This window comes from Actibacterium lipolyticum, from assembly GCF_900184935.1.
GTDB lineage: Bacteria > Pseudomonadota > Alphaproteobacteria > Rhodobacterales > Rhodobacteraceae > Actibacterium_A > Actibacterium_A lipolyticum.
Map to the genome: position 1 here is coordinate 876,290 of NZ_FXYE01000001.1, position 23,021 is coordinate 899,310.

The 23,021-nt window shown below is 57.5% G+C and carries 29 protein-coding genes; 18 read left to right on the forward strand and 11 right to left on the reverse strand.

The annotated features are described in order from the left end of the window. The first annotated feature begins 59 nt into the window (after window positions 1-59). The 3 genes from COL8621_RS04345 to COL8621_RS04355 all read left to right on the forward strand — a co-directional run bounded on the left by COL8621_RS04345 (window position 60) and on the right by COL8621_RS04355 (window position 2,484). Entirely contained in the window at window positions 60-1,346 is a 1,287-nt protein-coding gene (locus COL8621_RS04345) for a lipoprotein-releasing ABC transporter permease subunit (RefSeq protein WP_093966077.1), read from the forward strand. Further along, complete coding sequence (locus COL8621_RS04350; protein WP_093966078.1) at window positions 1,339-2,016, forward strand: ABC transporter ATP-binding protein; 678 nt, start codon at window positions 1,339-1,341, stop codon at window positions 2,014-2,016. The genes COL8621_RS04345 and COL8621_RS04350 overlap by 8 nt, the downstream gene beginning before the upstream one ends. A 66-nt stretch (window positions 2,017-2,082) precedes the next feature. Then, window positions 2,083-2,484 carry a c-type cytochrome gene (locus tag COL8621_RS04355; protein WP_093966079.1) on the forward strand — a complete coding sequence of 134 codons (402 nt, stop codon included), beginning with the start codon at window positions 2,083-2,085 and terminating at the stop codon, window positions 2,482-2,484. Between the two features lie 3 nt (window positions 2,485-2,487). Here the strand turns inward: COL8621_RS04355 and COL8621_RS04360 are convergent, their stop codons facing one another. Both COL8621_RS04360 and COL8621_RS04365 read right to left on the reverse strand, forming a co-directional pair. Next, window positions 2,488-2,934, reverse strand: coding sequence for a DMT family transporter (locus COL8621_RS04360; RefSeq protein ID WP_093966080.1), 447 nt, complete (start codon window positions 2,932-2,934; stop codon window positions 2,488-2,490). A 39-nt stretch (window positions 2,935-2,973) separates the two neighbouring features. Further along, window positions 2,974-3,684 carry a DUF1194 domain-containing protein gene (locus COL8621_RS04365; RefSeq protein ID WP_093966081.1) on the reverse strand — a complete coding sequence of 237 codons (711 nt, stop codon included), beginning with the start codon at window positions 3,682-3,684 and terminating at the stop codon, window positions 2,974-2,976. A 128-nt stretch (window positions 3,685-3,812) separates the two neighbouring features. Here COL8621_RS04365 and COL8621_RS04370 point away from each other — a divergent pair, with 128 nt between their 5' ends. Continuing rightward, entirely contained in the window at window positions 3,813-4,184 is a 372-nt protein-coding gene (locus COL8621_RS04370) for a c-type cytochrome (protein ID WP_093966909.1), read from the forward strand. Between the two features lie 5 nt (window positions 4,185-4,189). Then, complete coding sequence (locus tag COL8621_RS04375) at window positions 4,190-4,600, forward strand: c-type cytochrome (RefSeq protein WP_093966082.1); 411 nt, start codon at window positions 4,190-4,192, stop codon at window positions 4,598-4,600. A gap of 6 nt (window positions 4,601-4,606) precedes the next feature. Here the strand turns inward: COL8621_RS04375 and COL8621_RS04380 are convergent, their stop codons facing one another. The 3 genes from COL8621_RS04380 to COL8621_RS04390 form a co-directional block, all read right to left on the reverse strand. Continuing rightward, window positions 4,607-5,326 carry an HNH endonuclease gene (locus tag COL8621_RS04380; protein WP_093966083.1) on the reverse strand — a complete coding sequence of 240 codons (720 nt, stop codon included), beginning with the start codon at window positions 5,324-5,326 and terminating at the stop codon, window positions 4,607-4,609. Continuing rightward, window positions 5,323-7,284: a DNA topoisomerase IV subunit B gene (gene parE / locus COL8621_RS04385; RefSeq protein WP_093966084.1), complete on the reverse strand. Its 1,962-nt coding sequence runs from the start codon at window positions 7,282-7,284 to the stop codon at window positions 5,323-5,325. The genes COL8621_RS04380 and parE overlap by 4 nt, the downstream gene beginning before the upstream one ends. Before the next feature lie 111 nt (window positions 7,285-7,395). After that, window positions 7,396-7,659 (reverse strand): hypothetical protein, encoded by a 264-nt coding sequence (locus tag COL8621_RS04390; protein WP_093966085.1) that lies wholly within the window; start codon window positions 7,657-7,659, stop codon window positions 7,396-7,398. A 206-nt stretch (window positions 7,660-7,865) separates the two neighbouring features. Here COL8621_RS04390 and ppk2 point away from each other — a divergent pair, with 206 nt between their 5' ends. Beyond that, window positions 7,866-8,801: a polyphosphate kinase 2 gene (ppk2, locus tag COL8621_RS04395; RefSeq protein WP_093966910.1), complete on the forward strand. Its 936-nt coding sequence runs from the start codon at window positions 7,866-7,868 to the stop codon at window positions 8,799-8,801. A gap of 56 nt (window positions 8,802-8,857) precedes the next feature. On the opposite strand, the gene COL8621_RS04400 is transcribed toward ppk2, so the two are convergent. Next, the gene (locus COL8621_RS04400) at window positions 8,858-9,574 is read right to left on the reverse strand and encodes a DUF533 domain-containing protein (protein ID WP_093966086.1); all 717 of its coding nucleotides are present in this window, start codon (window positions 9,572-9,574) and stop codon (window positions 8,858-8,860) included. Between the two features lie 206 nt (window positions 9,575-9,780). Between COL8621_RS04400 and COL8621_RS04405 the strand changes: the two genes are divergently transcribed. The 9 genes from COL8621_RS04405 to COL8621_RS04445 all read left to right on the forward strand — a co-directional run bounded on the left by COL8621_RS04405 (window position 9,781) and on the right by COL8621_RS04445 (window position 18,137). Then, window positions 9,781-11,136 carry an MATE family efflux transporter gene (locus COL8621_RS04405; RefSeq protein WP_093966911.1) on the forward strand — a complete coding sequence of 452 codons (1,356 nt, stop codon included), beginning with the start codon at window positions 9,781-9,783 and terminating at the stop codon, window positions 11,134-11,136. A 78-nt stretch (window positions 11,137-11,214) separates the two neighbouring features. Further along, window positions 11,215-12,192 carry a LysR family transcriptional regulator gene (locus COL8621_RS04410; RefSeq protein WP_093966087.1) on the forward strand — a complete coding sequence of 326 codons (978 nt, stop codon included), beginning with the start codon at window positions 11,215-11,217 and terminating at the stop codon, window positions 12,190-12,192. A gap of 112 nt (window positions 12,193-12,304) precedes the next feature. Next, window positions 12,305-13,330 carry a TRAP transporter substrate-binding protein DctP gene (gene dctP / locus COL8621_RS04415; protein WP_093966088.1) on the forward strand — a complete coding sequence of 342 codons (1,026 nt, stop codon included), beginning with the start codon at window positions 12,305-12,307 and terminating at the stop codon, window positions 13,328-13,330. Between the two features lie 85 nt (window positions 13,331-13,415). Then, window positions 13,416-13,940, forward strand: a complete 525-nt coding sequence (locus COL8621_RS04420) for a TRAP transporter small permease subunit (RefSeq protein WP_093966089.1) — start codon at window positions 13,416-13,418, stop codon at window positions 13,938-13,940. Beyond that, entirely contained in the window at window positions 13,937-15,247 is a 1,311-nt protein-coding gene (locus COL8621_RS04425) for a TRAP transporter large permease (protein ID WP_093966090.1), read from the forward strand. Before COL8621_RS04420 ends, COL8621_RS04425 begins: the two co-directional genes overlap by 4 nt. Continuing rightward, a complete protein-coding gene (locus COL8621_RS04430) occupies window positions 15,244-15,909 on the forward strand; it encodes a glutathione S-transferase family protein (protein ID WP_093966091.1) in 666 nt (221 codons plus the stop codon). The genes COL8621_RS04425 and COL8621_RS04430 overlap by 4 nt, the downstream gene beginning before the upstream one ends. Next, window positions 15,902-16,465: a carboxymuconolactone decarboxylase family protein gene (locus COL8621_RS04435; protein ID WP_093966092.1), complete on the forward strand. Its 564-nt coding sequence runs from the start codon at window positions 15,902-15,904 to the stop codon at window positions 16,463-16,465. Before COL8621_RS04430 ends, COL8621_RS04435 begins: the two co-directional genes overlap by 8 nt. Continuing rightward, window positions 16,462-17,340, forward strand: coding sequence for an amidohydrolase family protein (locus COL8621_RS04440; RefSeq protein WP_093966093.1), 879 nt, complete (start codon window positions 16,462-16,464; stop codon window positions 17,338-17,340). The genes COL8621_RS04435 and COL8621_RS04440 overlap by 4 nt, the downstream gene beginning before the upstream one ends. Continuing rightward, window positions 17,337-18,137 (forward strand): SDR family NAD(P)-dependent oxidoreductase, encoded by an 801-nt coding sequence (locus COL8621_RS04445; protein ID WP_093966094.1) that lies wholly within the window; start codon window positions 17,337-17,339, stop codon window positions 18,135-18,137. Before COL8621_RS04440 ends, COL8621_RS04445 begins: the two co-directional genes overlap by 4 nt. A gap of 45 nt (window positions 18,138-18,182) precedes the next feature. Here COL8621_RS04445 and COL8621_RS04450 read toward each other — a convergent pair whose 3' ends face one another. Together COL8621_RS04450 and COL8621_RS04455 are read right to left on the reverse strand one after the other, a co-directional pair. Then, a complete protein-coding gene (locus COL8621_RS04450; protein ID WP_093966095.1) occupies window positions 18,183-18,593 on the reverse strand; it encodes a hypothetical protein in 411 nt (136 codons plus the stop codon). Between the two features lie 10 nt (window positions 18,594-18,603). Then, window positions 18,604-19,806 (reverse strand): pyridoxal phosphate-dependent aminotransferase, encoded by a 1,203-nt coding sequence (locus COL8621_RS04455; RefSeq protein ID WP_093966096.1) that lies wholly within the window; start codon window positions 19,804-19,806, stop codon window positions 18,604-18,606. Window positions 19,807-19,959: 153 nt separating this feature from the next. On the opposite strand from COL8621_RS04455, the gene COL8621_RS04460 reads away from it, so the two are divergent. The 3 genes from COL8621_RS04460 (at window position 19,960) to COL8621_RS04470 (ending at window position 21,138) form a co-directional block, all read left to right on the forward strand. Beyond that, the gene (locus COL8621_RS04460) at window positions 19,960-20,298 is read left to right on the forward strand and encodes a helix-turn-helix domain-containing protein (protein WP_093966912.1); all 339 of its coding nucleotides are present in this window, start codon (window positions 19,960-19,962) and stop codon (window positions 20,296-20,298) included. Beyond that, complete coding sequence (locus COL8621_RS04465; protein ID WP_093966097.1) at window positions 20,298-20,558, forward strand: FAD assembly factor SdhE; 261 nt, start codon at window positions 20,298-20,300, stop codon at window positions 20,556-20,558. The genes COL8621_RS04460 and COL8621_RS04465 overlap by 1 nt, the downstream gene beginning before the upstream one ends. 82 nt (window positions 20,559-20,640) lie before the next feature. Then, the gene (locus COL8621_RS04470; RefSeq protein WP_093966913.1) at window positions 20,641-21,138 is read left to right on the forward strand and encodes a MarR family winged helix-turn-helix transcriptional regulator; all 498 of its coding nucleotides are present in this window, start codon (window positions 20,641-20,643) and stop codon (window positions 21,136-21,138) included. On the opposite strand, the gene COL8621_RS04475 is transcribed toward COL8621_RS04470, so the two are convergent. The 3 genes from COL8621_RS04475 to COL8621_RS04485 are packed head-to-tail and all read right to left on the reverse strand — an operon-like array spanning window position 21,132 to window position 22,970. Further along, complete coding sequence (locus COL8621_RS04475; RefSeq protein ID WP_093966098.1) at window positions 21,132-21,848, reverse strand: DUF1194 domain-containing protein; 717 nt, start codon at window positions 21,846-21,848, stop codon at window positions 21,132-21,134. The two genes, COL8621_RS04470 and COL8621_RS04475, sit on opposite strands and share 7 nt — an antisense overlap. After that, window positions 21,841-22,524: a DUF1194 domain-containing protein gene (locus COL8621_RS04480; protein WP_093966099.1), complete on the reverse strand. Its 684-nt coding sequence runs from the start codon at window positions 22,522-22,524 to the stop codon at window positions 21,841-21,843. Before COL8621_RS04480 ends, COL8621_RS04475 begins: the two co-directional genes overlap by 8 nt. A gap of 17 nt (window positions 22,525-22,541) precedes the next feature. Further along, on the reverse strand, window positions 22,542-22,970 hold the full coding sequence (locus COL8621_RS04485; protein ID WP_093966100.1) for a VOC family protein: 429 nt from the start codon (window positions 22,968-22,970) through the stop codon (window positions 22,542-22,544). Window positions 22,971-23,021 lie beyond the last annotated feature (51 nt).

Sequence of the window (23,021 nt, forward strand, 5' to 3'; positions counted from 1 at the left end):
CGGGTTGACCCTGCGCGGTGATCAAAGCACTGTCCGCAGCAAGAATTAAAGGAGCAGACGTGGCCAACCGCACCGCACCCTTTGCTGGTTTTGAATGGATGATCGCGTGGCGCTATTTGCGCGCGCGTCGCGCCGATGGTGGCGTTAGTGTCATGACCGTAATCTCGCTTGTCGGGATCACCTTGGCGGTCTTTGCGCTGATCGCGACGCTGTCTGTCCGGGCCGGTTTCCGGGCAGAGTTTGTTGATACGATCCTTGGCGCCAACGCGCATGTCACGGTTTACAACACGCTGCATGTCACCGAAACGGGCCAATCCACCCGCACGATCAGCGACTTTGATGCGGTAAAAGAACGCGTGGCCCTTGTGCCCGGCGTCACCCGTGTTGCGCCTTTGGTTAAGGGGCAGGTGATGGCGAACCGGCGGGACAACAACGCCGGTGTAGAGGTGTTCGGCATCACGCTGTCCGATCTGAAAACGATCCCGCGTATTGCCAATTCGGAAGAGGCGCTTGGCGATATCGACCGGTTTGATGATGGCATCGCCATCGGTTCGGGCGTTGCGCGGCTGTTGGGCGTTGGTGTGGGGGATATGGTCAAGCTGATCTCTCCCAACGGGGTAAAAACGGCGTTCGGGACGTCGCCGCGGGTGAAGGCCTATGAGGTGACTTATATCTTCACCGCTGGGCGTTACGACATCGACCGGACCCGCGTTTATATGCCGTTTTCCGAAGCCCAGGCCTATTTCAATCGCGAAGGCGTGGCTGATGAGCTGGAGGTCATGGTCGCAGAGCCCGAAAAGGTTGATGAACTGGCAATTGCGCTGCTTCGTGCCAGTGGGGATCACGCGTTGTTGTGGACGTGGCGCGATGCGTCAGGCGCGTTTCTGCGCGCACTGGATGTAGAGGACAACGTGATGTTTATCATCATGGCGATCCTTGTGCTGATCGCGGCGATGAACATTATCTCGGGCCTGATTATGTTGGTGAAAAACAAAGGTCGTGATATCGGTATTCTGCGCACGATGGGCCTAAGCGAAGGGTCCGTTTTACGAGTGTTTTTCATCTGTGGCGCATCGATTGGGATGATCGGCACGCTGGCGGGGGTTATCCTTGGCTGCCTGTTCGCAATCTATATCGACCCGATATTTTCGTTCGTGAACTACGTTGCGGGTGGCGGGGTTTGGGACCCGTCCATTCGGGGGATCTATAACCTGCCTGCGAAGCTCCAGATGGGCGACGTGATATCGGCCATCGCGCTGTCGCTGGGCCTGTCGTTCATCGTCACGATCTTTCCCGCCCGCCGTGCGGCGCGCATGAACCCGGTGGAGGCGCTGCGGTATGAGTGAGTTGGTGCTGGGGCTAGAAGGCGTCGATAAAGCCTATAACAAAGGTAAGCCGAATGAGGTGACCGTGCTGCGCGGTGCTTCGCTTGCCGTTAAGCCCGGCGAAGTGGTGGCGCTGGTTGCGCCATCCGGGGCGGGCAAGTCCACGTTGCTGCACATCGCGGGGCTTCTGGATACGCCCGACGCGGGCAGTGTTGCGATCAACGACCAGGATATGACCAAGCTTTCCGATAAAAAGCGCACGGCGGTGCGGCGGGATTCTGTTGGGTTCGTCTATCAGTTCCATCACCTGCTGCCGGAATTCACTGCGCTGGAAAACATCGTTTTGCCGCAGTTGGCGAATGGCACCAAGCAGGCCGAGGCCGAAGCCCACGCACAAGAGCTTTTGGCCCGTGTCGGCATCGCGGCGCGCGCGGATCATCGCCCGGCTGCGCTGTCGGGTGGCGAACAACAGCGCGTCGCTTTTTGCCGGGCGCTGGCGAACAAGCCGCACTTGTTGCTGGCCGACGAACCCACGGGCAATCTGGACCCAGGCACATCGGACACGGTGTTTGCGGCGCTGATGGAGCTGGTGCAGGGCACCGGCCTATCCGCGTTGATCGCCACGCATAATATGGAACTTGCCGCACGGATGGATCGCACGCTGCATCTGGAAGACGGCCGCTTGGTTTGATCCGGGTCAAGGTTCCCGCGACCTTCGGGCACTAGGGTTTAAGCAGCTTAGCCGCCGGAGGTTTAGATGCGCGCCTTTTGCCCGATTGCCACCCTGTCCATCATGCTGTGTTCGCTGCCTGTCGCAGCTCAGGAAACCGCAAGCGGCGTGTTGTTCCGCGATCACTGTGCCACATGCCACGGCCTAACCGCGCGGGGGGATGGGCCCATGGCGGCGATCTTGGCCATACCGGCCACCGACCTAACCCAACTTGCCGCGGTAAACGGCGGTGTGTTTCCGCTGAGCGACGTGATTTCCAAAATCGACGGCACAGTAGAGGTTTTGGCCCATGGCGGGCCGATGCCGATTTTCGGTCACGCCTTGGAGGGCGAAAGCGTGCCGCTGGACGGGCCAGATGGCAGCGTAACCTCCACAACCGCAGAAATCATGGCGATCGCCACGTGGCTGGCCAGCGTTCAGTCCAACTAATTGCTAAACCTGTTGGGTCACGAACACGCCCGCGGCCATCAGCGCGATACCTGCGGCACGTGTCAGTGTAAGGGGCTGGGGCAGGGCACCTGCCAGACCGAAATGATCAATCGCGGCGGCAGAAATCAGCTGCCCCAAAAGAACGAAAAACACCGCGTTCCCAACGCCAAACTTCGGAGCAATCCAGGTTATCGTCAGAACGTAAAACGCGATAAGCAGCCCGGCCGCGAACAGGTGTTTGGGCGCAGAACTGGCCGCCATGATCGCGCCGGGCCCTGATATCAGCAAAACCGTCAGCGCACTTAACAGGGCAACCGTGAACAGACAGGTCGCAGCGGCGGCGGGATTACCCAGCCGGACACCAAGCGCTGCGTTTAACGCGGCAAGAATGGGCACGCCAAACCCCGCCGCCAGCATGATGGCCGCATATTTCATCGTGGTAATTTCCATCAACCTCTCCTGTCAGATCACCCGGAAAGGGCACCCGTTCTATTTCATCTGCGCCAGCTTTTGTGCGGGCATCTGGCCTGAAATCTCTAGTATCAGCTTGCGGCGCACGGCATCCGCAAAGCTTTCATCGTTTTCGGCGGTCACGACGAATGCCCCATGCCCGCCGATGATCTGTTCGGCGTAGATCTTTTCCAAATCCGCTGTCGACGGGCGCCCGTTGCAACGGCGGCACAGAATGGGCAATCCGTTGATGGTAATGCCTGCGGCCAACACCTCGGCGCGGGCATCTTCGATGCTGGGGCCGCTCCAATTGCGGGCGCTGTCGCCGGAAAAGTCGATAACTTTGCGCCAACTGGTAATGTCATTGCCTTCGATCAATCGCATCCCCGTCAACAGGGCAGAGCCGATGGCGTTGCTTCCAAAGGCGGTGCGCGGCGGCAGGAACAGCGCCTTGGCGAACGCTTCGGCGGTCGCGGCGCTGTCGATGATTGTCCATGGCACGACAACCTGTTCTTCGCCGGCGCTGGCCCATTCGACATAGGTCACGGCGATGTTGCCAAGCGACGTGTCGGTAATGGCCTTCAACACGCGCGGGTCGGTGATTGCTTCGGCATAACCCTGACGTTGAAACGTGATTTCCGCGCTATCGATAGAGCCGGATGCGTCGGCAAGCAGCACCAACTCCAACTCGACGTCTTGCGCGTGGACAGGTGCGGACAGCAGAAAAAGGGCGAAGATCAGTCGGCGCATTGCAGCCTCCCCAGTGCAATAAGTTACGCAAAGGATAGCGAGGATTTGGCCGATTGATAGAGGGGCGTTGCACAGTCTTTGAACCCGTGCGAGGCTTGCATCACACCGTTTTCAAAAAGGGGCTTTCCATGCGGCGTTTAACTGGGGTGGCGATGCTTGTGGTTCTGGCTGGCTGCGTTCAAAATGAGGATGTCGGCCGCGCTAATTTTGAGGCTTATTGCGCCGGTTGTCACGGCACCAACGCACGCGGCAATGGCGCGCTTGTGCCCGACCTGACCCAGATCGCGGCGCGAAACGGCGGCGTCTTTCCCAAGGCGCGCGTGATGTCGGTGGTCGATGGCTATACCCGCGTCAATCAGCACGGCAGCACCATGCCCGAATTCGGCGCGCTGTTAGAAGGGCCGACCGTTCTGGTGGAATTTGAAGACGGCGCCATGACGCCAACGCCCGCGCCTTTGGTTGCGCTGGCGGACTATTTGGAAGGTATTCAAGAGGAGTAATCGCCATGCCCGCCATTGACCTGTTGAAACGTGCATCCGCGCTGGCCCTTTGCCTTTTGCCGCACGCAGCCTTGGCGCAAGACCCCGAACGAGGGGAAGAGGTATTCCTATCCTACTGCGCCGCCTGTCATGGGCTAGAGGGGCGGGGCGATGGGCAGATGGCCGCAATCCTTGAAATCCTGCCCGCCGACCTGACCCAGCTGTCTGCCAACAATGGCGGCGTGTTTCCCCTGTTTGACGTGCTGCGCAAGATCGACGGCCGCGACCCGGTGCTGGCCCACGGCGGTGTCATGCCACTCTACGGAGATTTCTTCGAAGGGTTCGACACCGCCCTGCAAACACCCGGAGGCCAGCCGATCTTGACCAGTCAGCCATTAGCGGACGTAGCGGCGTGGTTAGAGAGGGTGCAGGAGTAGGGGCAGTCAAGTTTGGTTTGGAGCTATTTGCGAGTTGAATATTTCCCACCGCCAATTGAGGTGGGCCTGATTGGCTGATGGAAGTTTGACTGTCATGTTCTCCAAGTTTTTATATGCTGCCAGAACTTCGCTAGCCACTTTGACTACCAGTTTTTGCGGGCAAATCGCTACCAAGTGAAGGTCATAAAGACGGTGCAGGTCCGCCCTGAGGAGAATGCCATTATCAACATCATCTGGGCCGCCACTTTTAATGGGCAAAATGTGGCATGCTTCCAATGCAGGACGAACTCCATTGTCAGTTAAGGCGCATTTCCAATCAAATGCCTCTCCAACACGATATCGGAACTGTGTTTGGTTCGGTCGGGCTAAGACACTTATGAGGCTACGTTGGCGTTCGACTTCATTGATAGTTTCTGCATGTGTGGATTCGATCTGTTCCCACTCAAACCCTAACTTTTCCAACCACGCACGGCCACGATGAGATGTGAAGCCCTTTCGATCAAGCGAGGCTGGATCGATTGCACTGAGCTCCATCGCTTTTTTTATGACGGCTTTCAAAGGGTGCAATTCGCCATCGTACCAAATGTAATGATCTTTCGGCACGCCTGCACTCTTAGTCACAGTGTGCAGCTCAACCCCCTGAGATTTTAGCTGAGCAGAAAGTCTTAGAGCGTCTTCTATTTTCTCTTTGGTCAGGCCGCTAAAATAACGATGGTCCCCACTCAAATATCCAGTTCCTCCACGAACTTCGCGTTCTCTTGAATGTACTGGAACCGCATCTCAGGCTTTTTACCCATCAGGCGTTCCACAAGGTCGCCGGTTTCACCGGGCTCGTCCTCGTCAATCGTGACGCGGATCAGCTTGCGGGTTTCTGGGTTCATCGTGGTGTCTTTCAGGTCTTTTGCGTCCATCTCGCCCAGACCTTTGAACCGGGAAACGTCGATCTTACCCTTGCCGCCAAGGCCCTTTTCCAACCATTCGTCCCGTTCACGTTCATCCAGGCAATAGACGCGCTTTGACCCTTGGGTCAGGCGATAAAGCGGCGGACAGGCGAGGTAGAGGTGACCGGTGTCGATCATCGGGCGCATCTGGGTAAAAAAGAACGTCATCAGAAGCGACGCAATATGCGCCCCGTCGACGTCCGCATCGGTCATGATGATGACCTTGTCATACCGCAGGTCCTCGACGTTGAACTTGGTGCCCATGCCCACGCCAAGTGCTTGGCAAAGATCGTTAATTTCGGCGTTCGTGCCCAGTTTGGAGGACGCAGCCCCCAACACGTTCAGGATTTTACCGCGCAGCGGCAACAGCGCCTGTGTCTTACGATCCCGCGCGGCTTTGCCCGAACCACCGGCCGAGTCACCCTCGACGATGAAAAGTTCGGTGCCCTCGCGGTTGCTGGCCGAACAATCGACCAGCTTGCCCGGCAGGCGCAGCTTCTTGGTGGCGGATTTGCGGGCGGTTTCCTTTTCCTGACGGCGGCGCAGACGCTCTTCGGCCTTCAGGACAAGATAATCGAGGATCGCGCCAGCCGCTTTCGTGTCGGACGCCAGCCAGTTGTCAAAGTGGTCGCGCACCGCGCCTTCGACCATCTTTTGCGCGCTTTCGGTGGATAGCCGGTCTTTCGTCTGCCCCACAAAGCTGGGATCGGCGATAAAGCACGACACCAACGCACAGCCGCCGGTCATCAGATCGTCACGCGTGATCTGCGCGGCCTTTTTGTTGTTCACCAGTTCGCCGTAAGCACGGATGCCTTTTAGAACGGCCGACCAGAACCCGGCGACGTGGGTGCCGCCTTCGGGCGTGGGCACGGTGTTACAGTAAGACTGGATGAACCCATCGCGGCTGGGCGTCCAGTTGATGGCCCATTCCACGTTACCGGGTTCACCGTATTTTTCGCGAAAATCGACTTTGCCCGCGAAGGGGCTGTCGGCATAGGTGGCCGATTTGCCCAGCGTTTCTTTCAGGTAATCGGCAAGGCCACCGGGGAAGTGGAAGGTTGCCTCGGTCGGGGTTTCGCCGTCGTCGATGTGGGATTTCCAGCGGATCTCCACGCCCGAGAACAGGTAGGCCTTTGACCGCACCATGGTGAACAGGCGCTTTGGCTTGAACCGGTGCGCGCCGAAGATTTGTTCGTCTGCGTGGAAGGTGACCGTGGTGCCGCGCCGGTTGGGGGCTTGGCCAACCTTTTCAACAGGGCCAAGCGGAAGGCCGCGTGAAAAACGCTGTTCAAACAGTTCCTTATTGCGCGCGACCTGAACCACCAAGGAATCCGACAGGGCGTTCACAACCGACGAGCCAACGCCGTGCAGACCGCCCGAGGTCTGGTATGCCTTGCCGGAGAATTTGCCGCCCGCGTGCAGGGTGCAAAGGATCACTTCCAGTGCGGATTTGTCGGGGAACTTGGGGTGCGGATCAATCGGGATGCCACGCCCGTTGTCGCGGATGGTGACAGAGTAATCTGCGTTAACCTCAACCTCGATCCGGTTGGCGTGGCCAGCGACAGCTTCGTCCATCGAGTTATCAAGGATTTCAGCCACCATATGGTGCAGCGCGCGTTCGTCGGTGCCGCCGATGTACATACCGGGGCGTTGGCGGACGGGTTCCAGCCCTTCAAGCACCTCAATGGATGAGGCGTCATATTCTTCGGGGCCGTCCCCGCTTAGAAGGTCATCGGCTGACATGATGGATGCTCGATTCTTGTTGCTCTTGGCGTTTTCGCCATTAGACCACTCGGTGGGGTGGGGGGCAATATCTGGTATGTCCTGATTGACAGAACGCTTCGCGGGGGGGGGTTAGCCCTCTATGCCGCGTACGATATTTGGGATGCCTGCGATGGTGACATATTCTTCGCCCGCGTTGGTTGCCCAAAACATCCCGCCATGGTCCCGGATGTGTCGTGCCGCAATGTCATAGTGGCAGCCTATCGGGGTCGACATTTTTTCGGTGAACTCTAGATCGCGTAACAGTTCGGCGCTGCTTTGCACGGAATTTTGGCACGCGATAAACCAGCTGCCGGCGGCGTTTTGCCCAGCCGTGCAATATCGTATATCGATCATGCTGTTCCACCCCCTTGATCGCAGCCGCGGGTCGGTTCTGTTTCCCTTTGCACACAAGCATTACGTTACGTCACCCAGTGTGGGGCGTCTTTGGCGTTGATGCAAGCTTTCTGTACTTAACGGTTCAGTTTTCTTGTTTGACCTCAATCAAGGTGCTTTGGCGCGAAATGCGCCATTGTCTGCGAATTCAGACAAAGGAGTTTGCGATGCGCGACGACATTACCCAGCCGGTTGAGGAAAAGAGCAAGGCACCAAAAGTAGCGTCACAGTCAGTCGCAGCCCCGCCGTCGCCTGCCTCAATCGTGCATGCGTTTGAAACCGGCGAATATCCTTATTCCGAAAAGCTTTCGCGCCGGACCTATGAAAGCCAAAAAGCGAAGCTGCAGGCAGAGCTGTTGAAGGTTCAGCTGTGGGCACAAGAGACCGAGCAGAAGTTCGTCATTCTGTTTGAAGGGCGCGATGCGGCCGGCAAGGGCGGCACGATCAAACGATTTATGGAACATTTGAACCCACGTTCGGCCCGTGTTGTGGCGTTGAACAAACCCACGTGGGAAGAAAAGGGTCAGTGGTTCTTTCAGCGGTATATTTCCGAACTTCCGACCGTGGGGGAAATGGTTTTTTATGACCGGTCTTGGTACAATCGTGCCGGTGTGGAACGGGTCATGGGGTTCTGTACGCCCAATGATTATCTAGAGTTTATGCGCCAAACTCCAGAGCTTGAACGGATGTTGGTGCGTTCGGGTATTCGCCTTTATAAATATTGGTTCTCCGTCACGCAGGACGAACAGCGCACCCGTTTTGACGCGCGTGAAACCGACCCGCTAAAGCGTTGGAAGTTAAGCCCAATCGATAAGGCAAGCCTTGGAAAATGGGATGACTACACCGAGGCGAAAGAGGCGATGTTCTTTTACACAGATACCGCCGATGCCCCTTGGACGATCATCAAGTCGAACGACAAGAAACGCGCGCGGCTGGAATGTATGCGCCATTTCCTAAGCGGCATTGATTATCCCGGAAAAGACCCAAAGATCGCCCATGCGCCCGATCCGCTTATCGTTGGGCGTGCCGAACATGTGCTTCACAGCTCTGACCATATATTAGGCACGTCGTTGCACCCCGATCATCGGCGAAGCAAAGACTAGAAACACCAAACGCCCCAGAGTTTCCCCTGAGGCGTTGGCGTGAGTGGTCGTCAGAATTAGCTGTAAAGTGCGGGCACGCCCAGTTTGTTGTGGATCGCATTCACCGAGCGTTGGTCCAGCCCCATCGCCGTGGCGAACTGGTGCAGGTAATTTGCTTCGGCGCGGTTATCCAGATCGATGCCCATGACGGACATTAGGTAAACTTGCCCTTCCATGCCGCGCGGAACAGACCGTGCCAGCCCGTCAACATCGACAGGGGCGGCAAGTTCGGCGTTTACGAACTCCATTTCGGCGGGAGAGATATCTCCTAGATGGCCAAGCAGTTTTTCTTTTTCAGCGGCGTCAATCTTGCCGTCGGATTTCGCGGCCTGAAGCATTGCCTTCAGCATCAGCGATGCCGTGTCTTCCTGTGCTTGGCTAGGCGCGGTTTCGGGCTCTCCGAAGCGCTGAAGGGATTGGTTCAGAAGGTCACCAAGGCTGCCGCCGCTGGGCTGTGCGGTTCCGCCAGTAGGGCGCGAGGCATTGGAAAGCCCTTCCAATAACCCGCCAAGACCGCCGCCTTGCGTGCTTCCGCCGGACAGAACGGAACCCAGCATATCTTGCAAACCGCCACCAGAAGGGGCCGCCGCACCAGTGTTGGCCGAGAACGCGTCACCAAATACCGAACCAGATCCTGCGCTTGTTTGGCCAGATGCTTGTTTTCCAAGGCTAGACACGCCCTTTGCAACGGCAACGCCAACTGCGACTTTGGCCAATGTACTTAGTAAACTCATTCTGTCCTCCTGAATAACTTTCACCACTCTATGACGCGGACGTAAGCCTGTGGCAGGGGGAAAACCGCGGGATGGTTCCCTTTGCTTGCTGGGTTGGGGGGAAATAACGGCGCGAAGCAGGGCGGGCTATAAGCAGCGTTCGGCGGGTCGGGCAGGGGGAATTGAAACGGACTTGCTGTGGCGAAGTCGCTCGCCTAATGGGGTATATGGCTGCTGAACTAACATACCCTCAACATCTGCGCGCGCTTCTGGTGCTGGGGCTGCCCTTGATCGGCAGCAATCTGGCGCAGTTCGCCATCTCGCTTACGGATGCGGTGATGTTGGGCTGGTATGATGTTGAAGCGCTGGCGGGCCAAGTGCTGGGCAGCACTGTCTTCTTTATCTTGTTTCTATTCGGGTCAGGGTTTGCATTGGCGGTGATGCCGATGATCGCAACGGCTGCGGCCTCGGGCGAGGAACGGCAGGTCCGGCGCGTGACCCGGATGGGGCTTTGGCAGGCCGCAGCGTTTGGCGTGCTGACGCTGCCTGTGTTTTTGGCATCGGGCCCGCTGTTACGCGCCGCAGGGCAAGCAGACAGCGCGGCCCAACTTGCGCATCAGTATCTGGTGATCAACGGTTGGGCGATGGTGCCCGCGCTGATCGTGATGGTCTTGAAAAGCTATCTGGCCGCACTGGAACGGACCCGCGTCGTGCTGTGGGTTACGCTGGGCGCGGTCGGTGTGAACATCTTGGTCAACTATGCGCTTATCTTTGGCAATTGGAACGCGCCAGAGTTGGGCATACGCGGCGCAGCAATTGCATCGTTGGTTGTGCACATCGCATCGATGCTGGCGCTGGTTGCCTACGCGGCCTGGGCCACGCCGGAACACACGATATTTCAACGCCTGTGGCGGCCCGACTGGGAAGCGGCGGTTCAGGTTTTTCGGTTGGGGTGGCCCATTGGGCTGACCAGCTTGGCAGAGGTGGGGTTGTTTGGCGCGGCATCGTTGATGATGGGATGGCTGGGGACATTGCCGTTGGCGGCCCATGGTATCGCCCTGCAAATCGCGTCTGCGACCTTCATGGCGCATCTCGGGCTTTCCAGCGCCGTAACTGTCCTTGCAGGAAAGGCGCTGGGGCAGCGGAACGAGGCGAACCTGCGCCGCACCGCCATCGTGGGCATCACGTTGTCGATGTCCCTTGCCGGGGCGACGATGGTTCTGTTCTTTGCGATGCCTGAAACGCTGATAGGGTTATTCCTTGATCCGGCCGATCCTGCCCGTTCCGATGTTATGGCAATTGCAGTTGGGCTGCTTGCTGCTGCGGCGGTGTTCCAAGTGGCGGATTCGGCGCAGGTTATGGCGCTGGGGCTGTTGCGCGGGGTTCAGGACACGCGGGTGCCGATGGTCATGGCCGGGATCAGTTATTGGTTGGTCGGCATGCCCGTGGCCTATGCGCTGGGCTTCGTTTTGGACATGGGCGGGGTGGGGATCTGGCTGGGCCTTGCCGCCGGTCTGGCCCTTGCCGGTGTGTTGATGATGACCCGTTTCTGGCGAGGTCGGGCGCGGTTGGCCCGGTCATAGCGTTTGGGGCGCATCGGTTGACAATGCGCGTTTGTCAGAGCTGGTTATGAAAACCGGAAATTGAGAAGAGCGTGATTTATGACGGACGGTTCAACCACTCCCGAACAGACGGGGGCTGACGCGACACACTCTCTTCCTTCCGACTGGCAACCAGAACTGCGCACTTTGCGGTATTTCCTGTGCGTGGCCGAAGAAAAGAACATGACCCGCGCGTCAGAAAGGTTGCGCATCGCCCAGCCCGCGCTAAGCCGTCAGATCGCGCGGCTTGAGGCAGATCTTGGTCTGAAAGTGTTTAACCGCACCGCACGTGGCATGGATATTACCGAAGCTGGCGAAATTCTTCAGCGGCGCGCTTATGCGATTATGGCGCAGTTGGCACAGGCCCATCACGACGTCACTGCGCATGTGGATGTTCCGCGTGGTGTGGTCGTTGTCGGGATGCCGCCAACCCCGGGTGAATTCATCGTTCCCCCGTTGTTGGAGAGGATAAAATCCGACTATCCCGAAATTGAATTACGTTTTGTCGAAGGCTTCAGTCGTGAGCTGGAGACAAAGCTTCAACGCGGCGAAATCGGGGTTGCCGTCATGCACGAGGCCCCCGTCGGCGAGGATATCGTCAGTTCGCCACTGTTGGTCGAACATTTATATGTCGTCGGCCCCTGCGGCGCGTTGAACAAAGCAAGCTACCCCCTGTCCGAGGCATTAAGCCTGCCGTTGATCATGCCAAGCCGCCCGAATTTCTTGCGGATACTGGTGGATAAACATGCCGATATGATCAACGCGGATTTGAACATCGTTCAGCGCGCCGACGGTGTTTGGCACCTTAAGGCGTTGGTGCGTCACGGGCATGGTTTTACCATTCTGACCTATGGCGGCGTGCTTTCAGAAATCCAGAATGGCTCGTTAGAGGCACGGCCAATAACGGATCCGCAAATTGAATGGACGCTGTGTATTGCGACCAAATCTGACCAACGCAGCAAAAAGGCCGTTCAAGTTGTAGAGGCGGTCACAAAAGAGATCGTCGATAATTTGGTGTCGCGGGGCGTCTGGCGCTAAGTCATGCCTAAATGGTATTGATCTGATATCTCCATAGTATTGGAAGCATGTCTTTCCAGAACATAGGGTGGCCGTGGGCTGGGAGGACGGCCCCCGATTTCTGGGAGGAAAAATGAAACACACACATTTCTTGCGCACGACGTTTCTTGCGCTTGGTGCTTGCGCTGGGCTTGCTGGTGAAGCTGCTGCTGAAACCTACAAATGGATTACCTTTAAGCCGCAGGGCGCAGGTGATGCGCAGGCCGTGACCACGCAGTGGCTTGTTGACGAATTCGCCGCGCGCACCGGTGGGGAACATAAGATCGAGGTATTTTGGGGCGGTTCCGTCGCGAAAACGCGCGAAATTCCCGAAGCGCTTGCCGCAGGTGTTGGCGATTTCGGCGATGTCATTACGCCGTACTTTCCCGACATGATGCCCCTGAACAACGCGGTCGGGTTCTTCATTCCCCAGCCGATGGGAACGGCCGAGGTTGGGCATTTCATTGAGAATTTGCACGCGACCTATCCTGAATTCAAACAAGAGCTGGCCGATCACAACCTTTATGCGTTTGGCTTTCGCCCACTCGAAGCTTACGGGCTTTTGTGCACCAAGCCTGTGAACAGCTTGGCTGATATGGCGGGTCTGCGGGTTCGTTCTTATGGCTTTGCCTATCCCAAACTTATCGAAGCAATGGGGGCGACGCCGGTGTCCATCGCGACCTCGGAAACCTACGAGGCATTGCAGCGGTCTATCGTTGACTGCACGCCCATTGGGCCTGCTTTGGCGCGCGGTTGGAAGTATGACGAAGTCGCCAAGTATTATATCGAAGTACCGCTTGGCGCGTCCTTCGGGCACCTGCTGGCGATGAACCTGGACAGTTACAACAATATGGATGCGGAAACCCAAGCGGTCGTTGATCAATTGGGCCGGGACTATCTTGTGGAATACGCCCGTGTGCTTGACGAAGACGCCGCGCGTGTGCGCGATCTTTGGACCGGCGATCTTGGCGTCGAGGTGATCGATTTCCCTGTCGCTGAACTTTACGACCTGATCGACGATGCAGGCATCCAAGGTGTGCGGGCCGAGTGGATCGAAAAGGCGAATGCCGCAGGGCTTCCAGCGGACGAAATCGTCAAAAGCTTGTCCTTCGCCGAATAAGCCCAACCGACAATCGAAGAACAACTTCGCAGGCCGCCCAACCATTTGGGAGGGCGGCCAAGCGACTGCTTGAAAGTACGAAAACATGCAAAGAATAGAGACCTTGGGCAGGCACTATGGGGCCTTTTTGACCCTGTGTGGCACTGTCGCTGGGGCGCTGACCTTTGGGGTTATGTGCCTTGTCGTGGCCAACGCGGTTATGCGCTATGGGTTTAACCGTCCGATTGCGGGAACGCTGGAACTGACCGAAGGCGCGCTGCCTTTCATGATCTTCTTATCGCTCGCGCTGACCCAGTTTCATGGCGGGCACATCAAGGTGGTGTTGCTGACTCAGGCGCTTTCACCGGCTCTGGCACGCGCGGCAAAGGTCTTTGCGATGTTGCTGGGGGCGGTGCTTTTTGCATGGGCGGCCTACGCGGGCTGGCTGATGGCGGTGAAAAGCTTCGCGATGGGCGAACTTGAACGCGGGTCTATCCGCTTTCCGATCTGGCCGGTGAAGTTCGCTGTTTTCTTCGGCCTTATGCTGCTTTCGATCCAATTTTTTCTGGATGCCATCTATTGCGCATTGGGCGGCAACCTAGACGAACCAAGCCAAGAGGTGACGCCATGAGTTCGCTATTGATTGGCGGTATCGGGGTCGGTGGGCTATTCGTTCTGATCCTGCTTGGTGTGAACGTGATGGTTGCTTTGGGCACCGTTGGCGCCCTTGGCTTGGCCGCGATTGTGGGCACGACCGGCGCGACGGCAATGCTTGGCACGGTGTTTTTCGACACGACCCACAGCTTTCACTTCTCGGTCATCCCTCTGTTCTTGTTGATGGGCTTTTTCGCGATGCGCGCTGGCCTTGGTGAGGACCTGTTCGAGGCAACGACCCGCTGGTTCGGAAATCTGCGCGGCGGTCTAGCCATTTCCACGACATTGGGGGCGGCGGCGTTCGGCGCGGCTTCGGGGTCTTCTGTTGGAACGGCGACGGTTTTCACCAAGCTTGCACTGCCGCAGATGCTTTCACGCGGGTATGACAAAAGCCTTGCGTCGGCCTCTATCGCGATTGCGGGCACGTTGGCTGTGATGATCCCTCCGTCCGCCTTGGTGGTTGTTTACGGTATTCTTACGGACAGCTCGATCGGGTCGCTGCTTATCGCTGGCTTCATTCCGGGTATCGTCTTTGCGATCATACTTTGCGGGGCGATCTGGATCACCGTGTGGCGCAAGCCCGAGCTTGCCCCGATTGAGGTTCAGACCTTTACCTTGCGCGAAAAACTATCGTCGCTGCGGCTGGCTGGTCCGTTGGTTTTGATCATCATTTTGATCGTGTCGGGGCTTTATCTGGGTATCTTTACCCCGACCGAGGCAGGCGGCGTCGGCGCATTCACGACGCTAATTCTGGCAGTGATCCGTCACCGTGGTTTCAAAGGGGTCGAACTGAAAAAGACCCTTCTAGAAACCATCCAGACCTCGGCGATGATTTTCGGGATCCTGATCTGCGCCCTTGTGTTTTCCAAGTTTCTTGCGCTGTCGGGCGTTGCAAATACCGTTGGTGGGTATCTTGTTGGGCTGGATGTGAACCGTTGGGTCATCGTTCTTCTGGTGTCACTTATCTACCTTGCGCTTGGGATGATGATGGATGCGCCCGCATTGCTGGCGATTACACTGCCAATCACGCATCCGGTGATGATGGACCTTGGCTTTGATCCAATCTGGTTCGGGATCTACGTAGTTCTGCTGGTCGAAATTGGCGCTGTAACACCACCGGTTGGGATCAACTGTTTCGTAGTTCAGTCCGCTTCTGAAGGGCGCGTCAAGCTTGAGGAGGTGTTCAAAGGCCTCGTTCCGTTTGTGCTTGCCGGTTTTGCCATGCTGATCTTGCTGTGCGTCTTTCCGCAGATCGCGCTTTTCCTGCCGGAGACGATGCGATGAAGCAGCAGAAACCCTTATCATCTGGTCCGGCGCTTTGCGGTGCCGGTACCGGGGGGCGCGCGATCCTGCGTTCGACGCTGACGTCGCCCTATGGGCGTAAGGTACGCATGGCCGCGCATACGCTTGGGCTTTTCGACAAGATCCAAGTTGTTCCGGGCGATACGCGTGATCCCAACGATGATCTGCGTGTTCAAAACCCGTTGGGCAAGATGCCTTGTCTGCTGACTAACGACGCCACGTTGTTCGATAGCCGCGTGATCCTAGAATATTTGGATGCGCAGGCAGGGGGTGCACGCATCATTCCGGCAGATGGAATAGCGCGCTATCGCTGTTTGACGCTGGCGGCACTGGCCGACGGGGTCACGGATGCCGCCCTTTTGATGGTTTACGAAGGCCGGTTCCGCGACAGGGATCAGGTCAGCCAAGTTTGGCTGGACCATCAAAGTGACAAGATCGCCCGTGCGCTTAGCGCGCTGAGCGTTGCGCCACCTGCGCCAGAGAAAACTGATGTTGCCTCTATCTCGTTGGCTTGCGCGCTTGGGTACCTTGATTGGCGCAAGTCACGCGCTTGGCGCGAAGAATGGCCCCAACTTGTCGCGTGGCTTTCCCGGTTTTCGGCAAACGAGCCGGCTTTTAACCTAACGGAGCAACCCAATGACTGACTGGCCCAAGCAACGGCTGGCCGCGCCCGATCCTGAAAGCTATTCGGATCGACAGCGCGAAATCCACGACGCAATCGCAAGCGGCCCGCGCGGTGGCGTGCGTGGGCCACTTGCCATCTGGCTGCATCGCCCAGAACTGGCGGCGAAAGCACAGGACCTTGGCAGATACTGCCGCTATGACAGCGCACTTGAGCCACGGCTTTCAGAACTGGCGATCCTGACGATGGCGCGCCACTGGGGGGCTGAATACGAATGGTTCGCGCATAAACCCGCGGGGCTAAAGGCAGGCCTATCTGCTGACATCGTCGAAGCAATCCGCACCGGCCAAACACCGCAGTTCGCCTCGGACGAAGAGCAAGCCGTTTATGATGTGTCATTGTCCGTGCTGGAAACGCGTGGGGTCAGCGATGACCTTTTCGAACGCGCGAAAGCGGCACTTGGCCAAGATCGCCTTGTCGATCTGATCGGTGTGCTTGGCTATTATTCGTTGATTTCTATGACACTTAATGTGTTCCGGATCTCTCCGCCACGCACGGCTGGGCGAGAGCTGACATGAACGACGCGCCTATTACGTGGAACCCATCGCCATCTAAACCCAAACTCAAGCTACCGACTGGCGCGACGGATACGCATGTGCATGTCTTCGGCCCAACCGACAGATTTCCATACCCGGAAACCAGCAAGTTCAAGCCGGGCGATGCGCCAAAGGAACGCCTGTTTGCGCTTCACGAAATGCTTGGCATTGATCGTTGTGTCATCGTGCAATCGGGGTGTCATGGGTATGACAATTCGGCCGTTGCGGATGCCCTGGCTGCGCGTCCGGGGCGGTATTTGGGCATCGCACTTGCGCCGCACGACATTTCGGGGGCTGAAATCAAGCGCCTGGATGGGCAGGGCTTTCGGGGTGTCCGGTTCAACTATATGTCCCACCTTGCCCCGGGCGCAGGCCCTGACGAATTACGGGCCCTTGCCCCACGTCTTGCAGATGCGGGGTGGCAGCTTCTGGTCCATATGGAAGCTGGACTGATTGCAGAAATGGCTCCGGTCTTGGCGCAACTACCTTGTCCTGTTGTGATCGATCACATGGGGCGCATTGATGCGTCTCTTGGGTTTGATCAGGCCCCGTTCAACGCATTGCTTCGACTGGGCCAACATGATCACATCTGGCTAAAGGTTTCGGGTTCCGAGCGTAGCTCTGTCCAAGAGCCGCCATATGCGGACGCGACCCCGTTTGCCGCGAAACTGGTACAGACCTTTCCGGACCGGACGATTTGGGGCACCGATTGGCCGCACCCCAATTTCCGCGCGGCGCCGCCGGATGATGGCGTGCTTGTCGATCTGCTTTCAGACATCTGCACGGACGACGCAGCACTTAAACGGGTGTTGGTTGATAATCCTCAACGCCTCTATAATTTCGGGAATTCGGTATGACTGGGCGCTTGGAAGGCAAAGTCGCGATTATTACGGGCGCGGGGTGTGTCGGCGCGGGCTGGGGTAACGGGCGCGCGGCCTGTGTGCGGTTCGCACAGGAAGGCGCAAAAATATTCGCGGTTGATTTGAACAGTGCGACGATGATTGAAACCGTGGAACGGACCCGTGCAGTTGGCGGCGATATCGAAACGCATTTGTGCGATGTTACAGACCGAAGCGCGGTGGAAAACATGGTCGCGGCCTGTATCGACCGTTTCGGCAGGGTGGATGTGTTGGTCAATAACGTCGGTGGTTCGGCCAAGGGCGGCCCCGAAGATCTGGACGAAGAGGTTTGGGACAAGCAGGTCGATTTCAACCTCAAGTCGGTCTATTTGACTTGCCGGTCCGTCCTTCCACATATGGCGGCGCAGGGCAGCGGTGCGATCGTAAATACATCTTCGACTTCGGGTCTTCGGTGGACGGGCGCCGCGCAATGCGCCTATGCCGCGACCAAGGCCGGGGTGATCCAGTTCAGTCGTGTCGTTGCCGTTGAATACGCAGCAAAAGGCGTGCGGGTGAATACCGTCGTTCCCGGGCAGCTCCACACACCCATGGTTGAGGCGCGGCTTGCCGGGCAGCGCGCGGGCGGCGACGTGGATGCATTGTTGAAAACGCGCGTTTCCCGCATTCCAATGGGGTGGATGGGCGATGGGCGTGACACCGCCAACGCGGCTTTGTTTCTAGCGTCGGACGAGGCACGCTTTGTCACCGGTACAGAAATTGTCGTCGATGGCGGGATGAGCGTGCGGTGCGATTAAGTACGCACAGATTGATCCCCCGGCATAGCCGGGCGGATCGGTATGTTAGTCTTTGTTGGCCTTCATCAAACGGTCGGCCTTTTTGCGAACCAGCACCGTGCGAAGGTCGTGCATTGCCAGCAAAAGCGCGTCTGTGACGGTTTCAAGCTGATCGTCTGTCGCGCGGGACTGTGCCCATTGCGTGGCAAGGTTCATATGGTCCACCGCGCGCAGGATATCGTCAACGTCGCGTTCTTCCAGAACTTCGCGGCGGTCGTTAATCCAGCCTTGGATCACTTCCATGTCTTCGTCGGAAAGAGAGCGGTCGCCGTGCGGCTTAATCTCGCCGTTGCGAATGTTCACAACGGCGATCTGGTCCATGTCGATGCGGCGCTGGCGGTTTTCGGTATCAATCCGAAACACCAGCGCCCCGTTTTCGCGGACGCGGAAGTAATAGTCGGGCAGGTCGCCGGACATACGAAACCCCTTAGGTCAGCGAGGCGCAGAAGGTTTGGATGCGTGTGCATGCCTCTTTCAGCGCTTCGTCAGATGTGGCGTAGCTGACGCGGAAGTTGGGGGAAAGGCCGAAGGCCGCGCCAAACACAACCGCAACGCCTGTTTCTTCCAACAGGGCTGTCGCGAAGATTTCGTCGTTTTCGATCTTCACGCCTGCTGGGCTGGTCTTGCCGATGCAGCCAGCGATCGAAGGGTACACATAGAATGCCCCATCTGGAACCGGGCAGGAAATACCTTCGGCGGCGTTCAGCATATCCACGACCATGTCGCGACGACGCTGGAACATCTTGTTGTTCTCAGCAATGAAATCCTGCGTGCCGTTCAGCGCCTCGACCGCGGCCCACTGGCTGATGGAGCAGGGGTTCGACGTGCTTTGCGATTGGATCTTGCGGATGGCGCCAATCACGTTTTCCGGGCCTGCCGCGTAACCAATGCGCCAACCGGTCATGGCATAGGCCTTGGACACACCGTTGATCGTCAGCGTGCGGTCATACAGGCGCGGTTCAACCTCTGCCGGGGTGCAGAATTCGAAATCGCCATAACGCAGGTGTTCGTACATGTCGTCGGTCATCACCCAAACGTGGGGGTGACGCATCAGAACGTCTGTCAGTTCTTTCAACTCGGCATGGGAATAGCCCGCGCCGGTTGGGTTGGATGGCGAGTTAAAGATCAGCCATTTGGTTTTCGGCGTGATCGCTGCTTCCAACTGATCAGCGGTCAGTTTGTAACCGGTCTGGATCGAGGCTGCGGCGATAACAGGCTCACCACCCGCCAGCAGCACCATGTCGGGATAGCTGACCCAATAGGGGGCCGGAATGATCACTTCGTCGCCGGGGTTCAACGTGGCCATCAGGGCGTTGTACAGAACCTGCTTGCCGCCGGTTCCAACGGTGACTTGGCTTGGCTTGTAATCAAGGTTGTTGTCGCGCTTGAACTTGGCGCAGATCGCCTGCTTCAGTTCCGCGATACCGTCAACGGCGGTGTATTTCGTCTTGCCCTCATCAATGGCGCGCTTCGCAGCCTCTTTGATGTTTTCGGGTGTGTCAAAGTCAGGTTCGCCCGCGCCAAGGCCGATAACGTCCTTGCCTGCGGCCTTCAACTCCTGTGCCTTGTTGGTCACGGCAATCGTGGGAGAGGGTTTAACACGTGAAAGTGTGGCAGAAAGGAAAGACATCGTCGCCTCCGGTTTGAAAACGTTCGGGTTCTCTCATAGGGTGCGGGCGAGTGCCGTTCAAGCAGGTTCGGCACAAACCCGGAGGTGAACGTGGCTGAGACGGCAGATGAGGTTGATTGGTACTCTGATCAAGCGGCGACATTCGGGGACCGGATGGCAGGCGCACGCGAGACGTTGGGCATGTCCCAATCTGATCTTGCACGACGCTTGGGTGTGAAACTAAAAACCGTGCGCGCGTGGGAAGAAGACCTGAACGAACCGCGTGCGAACAAGCTGCAGATGGTGGCGGGCGTCTTGAACGTGTCCATCATGTGGTTGCTGAACGGCGAAGGCGATGGCCTGGACGGCCCGGCGGAAGAAGCAGAGCTTTCGGTCGACATTCGCGCGGTTCTAACTGAAATCAGGCAGGTCAAGACAGAGATGGGCCAAATGGCCGACCGTCTGGGCCTGCTAGAGAAACGCCTGCGGGCGACTTTGAAGGAAGAGTCTTAATGGCCGAAACGCCAGAGAACCGTCTGAAGCGCATGAAGATGCGCGCGTGGCATCGCGGAATGAAAGAAATGGACATCATTCTTGGCAACTTCGCTGACGCATCGCTTAACGTGATGAGCGGCGAAGAGCTGGACGATCTGGATGCGTTGATGGAAGAAAACGATCAGGATCTTTATCAGTGGGTCACAGGGCAGGTGCCAACACCAGCACAGTTTGTGACGCTGGTCGAACGTATTGCCCAGCACGCTGGTGCGCGCTGAACGCATTGATAAGGCGGCCTTAACCGAATCTTTGAACCTGATGCTCTATCCAATCTCTTACGAGTGACGGATGGAGCATATCATGAGCATTCAGGCCCCAATTGCGGCGCCTACACGGCAGATTTACATGTCTGGATATCTAGAAGCGCTAGCGCTGGTCGAACGACTGCACCGGCTGCTTCTTGATGTTATCAAAGACGAATTTGAACGCGTAGGCATTCTTGAAATTAACCCGGTGCAGGCGCTTTTGCTGTTTAACGTCGGCGACAACGAAGTCACCGCCGGAGAGCTGAAAAGCCGAGGCTATTACCAAGGTTCGAACGTTTCCTATAACCTGAAAAAGCTGGTCGACAGCGGTTATATGCACCACCAACGGTGCGAAATTGACCGCCGGTCGGTGCGGGTGCGGCTTACAGCTAAGGGGCGTGATATCCACACGCATGTGACCGAACTTTTTGCACGCCACGCCGATGGTTTGGAAGAAAAGGGCGTGATCAACCAAGAAGGTCTGGAAGATATCACTTCGTCCCTGCGCCGGATGGAACGGTATTGGACCGATCAAATCCGATATATCTATTGAGGGGCGGTTAGGGTCGCGAGGTTCAGGCCTGACAGTTCCTTTAACAGTTTGCGCACCATGGCGGCCTCAAATTCGTCAAAGCCGTGCGCGACCTCGACAAAGGCGTCAGGGCCACTGATCACCTCGGCGCGGAAATAGGCGGATAGCGCGGCGGCGCTTTCACCGTGGTCTTCGCCGATGACCAACGCGTTGACGGTGATCTGGGCCAAACCTGCACCTTCCTTCACATCGCGCGGGCGGGGGCCTTCGTTCGATTTGCCGTCGCCGGAAAGATCAAGCGTGCGTTTCCAGCAATGCGGCATGGTGTTAAGAAGGTCGCGACCAGTAATCAGCGCGGTTCCCAGCGCCGTTGCTTGCCCCTTAAGCTGCCGTTGCGCGGTTCTGAGTTTGGTGACGATGCTGTTCAGCGCATTGCCGTCTGAAACTGCTGTCCACGGAACGATGATCAACTGATCTTGCGCGCCGCTCCATTCATAGACGGCAAGCGAGACCGGGGCGTCGGGCAGGGAAAACAGGGCGGCTTGGACGTTCTCGTTCAACAACGCTGCTGCCAGCCCATCAAGTTGCAGGCGGTATTCACGTTGATCGACCGACCCCGAAACATCTAACCCAATGGCCAAGGCCTGACGGCAAGTCGCTTGTCCAAGGGCTGGCATTGCACATATCGCGGCGACAAGCGCGATGGAAATGGCGCGTAGCAGTCTAACCATCTGAATTCTCATGACTTGGGGCAATGTCACCGACGACATGAACCTTAACCTCGCGCAACAATTTGCGGCGCATTGCGCGCTCAAAATCGTCGAAATCATTTGCGGTTTCGACGAATGAACCGTGCCCGCGGATTACCTTATCCCGATAATAGGCAAAGACCATCTGATCGTCCGAAGTTGCGCCACCAATCACCAGCCCGTTCACGGTCACCCCGTCCAGCGGAAAGTTCCTGAAGGCAAGCGCGGGGCTGAACCCGTCGTTGTTCACACCGTCGCCCGAAATATCCAGCGTGCGAAGGGGGCAATCTGGCGCAGTGCGGAAAACCGTTGCCGCATAACCGATGCCATAGCCAAGCGCGGTGGGGAATTGGGCGAATGAGCGTTCGCTGCTGCTTATCTTTTCGGCGGCACCGGCGATGGCGGCGGGGTCAGACAGCACAACCCAATCAAGGACCATGGTTTGCTGGTGTCGCCCGCTCCACTCATAAACGGCAAGGGCAACGTGGTTTTCTTCTATCGCCAATAGCGCCTTAACGACCGAAGGGGACGAAAGCGCGTTGGCAAGCCCTGAGCGTTGAAGCGCATCCTCGTCTGCGTCCACCGACGACGAAATATCAAGCGCCAGTAATAGGGCCAGCCGACACGATGCATCGGCGGCCCCAGCCGTTAGTGCCATCACAAGGGCAAGCGCCCTTACCAATGGCCGGTGTTTTCCATGCTTGCCCAAGGTTCTGCCGGTTCTTTTGAGTCACCCGCCTGCAAAAGCTCAACAGAAATGTTGTCGGGGCTACGCACGAATGCCATATGCCCGTCGCGCGGTGGGCGGTTGATGATTACGCCGTTGTCCATCAGATGCTGGCACGTGGCATAGATGTCATCGACCGCATAAGCGAGGTGCCCAAAATGGCGGCTGTCTGACGGCAGTTCATCATCGCCATCCCAGTTCCAAGTCAGCTCTACCGGGGAATCTTCTTGGCCGGGGGGCGCCATGAAAACCAACGAGAACCGCCCGCCTTCGCTATCCATACGGCGGGTTTGTTTCAGGCCAAGCAGTTCGAAAAACGCCATGGATTTCTCAAGGTCTTTCACCCGAACCATGGTGTGTAGGTATTTCAGCGGCATTTTCGTCTCCCCATTGATAGGCAAAGCTTAGCATAAGGAATGACTAGGGCG

Coding starts and splice junctions, on each gene's coding strand:
- COL8621_RS04350 (WP_093966078.1), top strand. CDS start 1,339: ATGAGTGAGTTGGTGCTGGGGCTAGAAGGCGTCGATAAAGCCTATAAC.
- COL8621_RS04355 (WP_093966079.1), top strand. CDS start 2,083: ATGCGCGCCTTTTGCCCGATTGCCACCCTGTCCATCATGCTGTGTTCG.
- COL8621_RS04360 (WP_093966080.1), bottom strand. CDS start 2,934: ATGGAAATTACCACGATGAAATATGCGGCCATCATGCTGGCGGCGGGG.
- COL8621_RS04365 (WP_093966081.1), bottom strand. CDS start 3,684: ATGCGCCGACTGATCTTCGCCCTTTTTCTGCTGTCCGCACCTGTCCAC.
- COL8621_RS04370 (WP_093966909.1), top strand. CDS start 3,813: ATGCGGCGTTTAACTGGGGTGGCGATGCTTGTGGTTCTGGCTGGCTGC.
- COL8621_RS04375 (WP_093966082.1), top strand. CDS start 4,190: ATGCCCGCCATTGACCTGTTGAAACGTGCATCCGCGCTGGCCCTTTGC.
- parE (WP_093966084.1), bottom strand. CDS start 7,284: ATGTCAGCCGATGACCTTCTAAGCGGGGACGGCCCCGAAGAATATGAC.
- COL8621_RS04390 (WP_093966085.1), bottom strand. CDS start 7,659: ATGATCGATATACGATATTGCACGGCTGGGCAAAACGCCGCCGGCAGC.
- ppk2 (WP_093966910.1), top strand. CDS start 7,866: ATGCGCGACGACATTACCCAGCCGGTTGAGGAAAAGAGCAAGGCACCA.
- COL8621_RS04400 (WP_093966086.1), bottom strand. CDS start 9,574: ATGAGTTTACTAAGTACATTGGCCAAAGTCGCAGTTGGCGTTGCCGTT.
- COL8621_RS04405 (WP_093966911.1), top strand. CDS start 9,781: ATGGCTGCTGAACTAACATACCCTCAACATCTGCGCGCGCTTCTGGTG.
- COL8621_RS04410 (WP_093966087.1), top strand. CDS start 11,215: ATGACGGACGGTTCAACCACTCCCGAACAGACGGGGGCTGACGCGACA.
- dctP (WP_093966088.1), top strand. CDS start 12,305: ATGAAACACACACATTTCTTGCGCACGACGTTTCTTGCGCTTGGTGCT.
- COL8621_RS04420 (WP_093966089.1), top strand. CDS start 13,416: ATGCAAAGAATAGAGACCTTGGGCAGGCACTATGGGGCCTTTTTGACC.
- COL8621_RS04425 (WP_093966090.1), top strand. CDS start 13,937: ATGAGTTCGCTATTGATTGGCGGTATCGGGGTCGGTGGGCTATTCGTT.
- COL8621_RS04430 (WP_093966091.1), top strand. CDS start 15,244: ATGAAGCAGCAGAAACCCTTATCATCTGGTCCGGCGCTTTGCGGTGCC.
- COL8621_RS04435 (WP_093966092.1), top strand. CDS start 15,902: ATGACTGACTGGCCCAAGCAACGGCTGGCCGCGCCCGATCCTGAAAGC.
- COL8621_RS04440 (WP_093966093.1), top strand. CDS start 16,462: ATGAACGACGCGCCTATTACGTGGAACCCATCGCCATCTAAACCCAAA.
- COL8621_RS04445 (WP_093966094.1), top strand. CDS start 17,337: ATGACTGGGCGCTTGGAAGGCAAAGTCGCGATTATTACGGGCGCGGGG.
- COL8621_RS04450 (WP_093966095.1), bottom strand. CDS start 18,593: ATGTCCGGCGACCTGCCCGACTATTACTTCCGCGTCCGCGAAAACGGG.
- COL8621_RS04455 (WP_093966096.1), bottom strand. CDS start 19,806: ATGTCTTTCCTTTCTGCCACACTTTCACGTGTTAAACCCTCTCCCACG.
- COL8621_RS04460 (WP_093966912.1), top strand. CDS start 19,960: ATGGCAGGCGCACGCGAGACGTTGGGCATGTCCCAATCTGATCTTGCA.
- COL8621_RS04465 (WP_093966097.1), top strand. CDS start 20,298: ATGGCCGAAACGCCAGAGAACCGTCTGAAGCGCATGAAGATGCGCGCG.
- COL8621_RS04470 (WP_093966913.1), top strand. CDS start 20,641: ATGAGCATTCAGGCCCCAATTGCGGCGCCTACACGGCAGATTTACATG.
- COL8621_RS04475 (WP_093966098.1), bottom strand. CDS start 21,848: ATGGTTAGACTGCTACGCGCCATTTCCATCGCGCTTGTCGCCGCGATA.
- COL8621_RS04480 (WP_093966099.1), bottom strand. CDS start 22,524: ATGGCACTAACGGCTGGGGCCGCCGATGCATCGTGTCGGCTGGCCCTA.
- COL8621_RS04485 (WP_093966100.1), bottom strand. CDS start 22,970: ATGCCGCTGAAATACCTACACACCATGGTTCGGGTGAAAGACCTTGAG.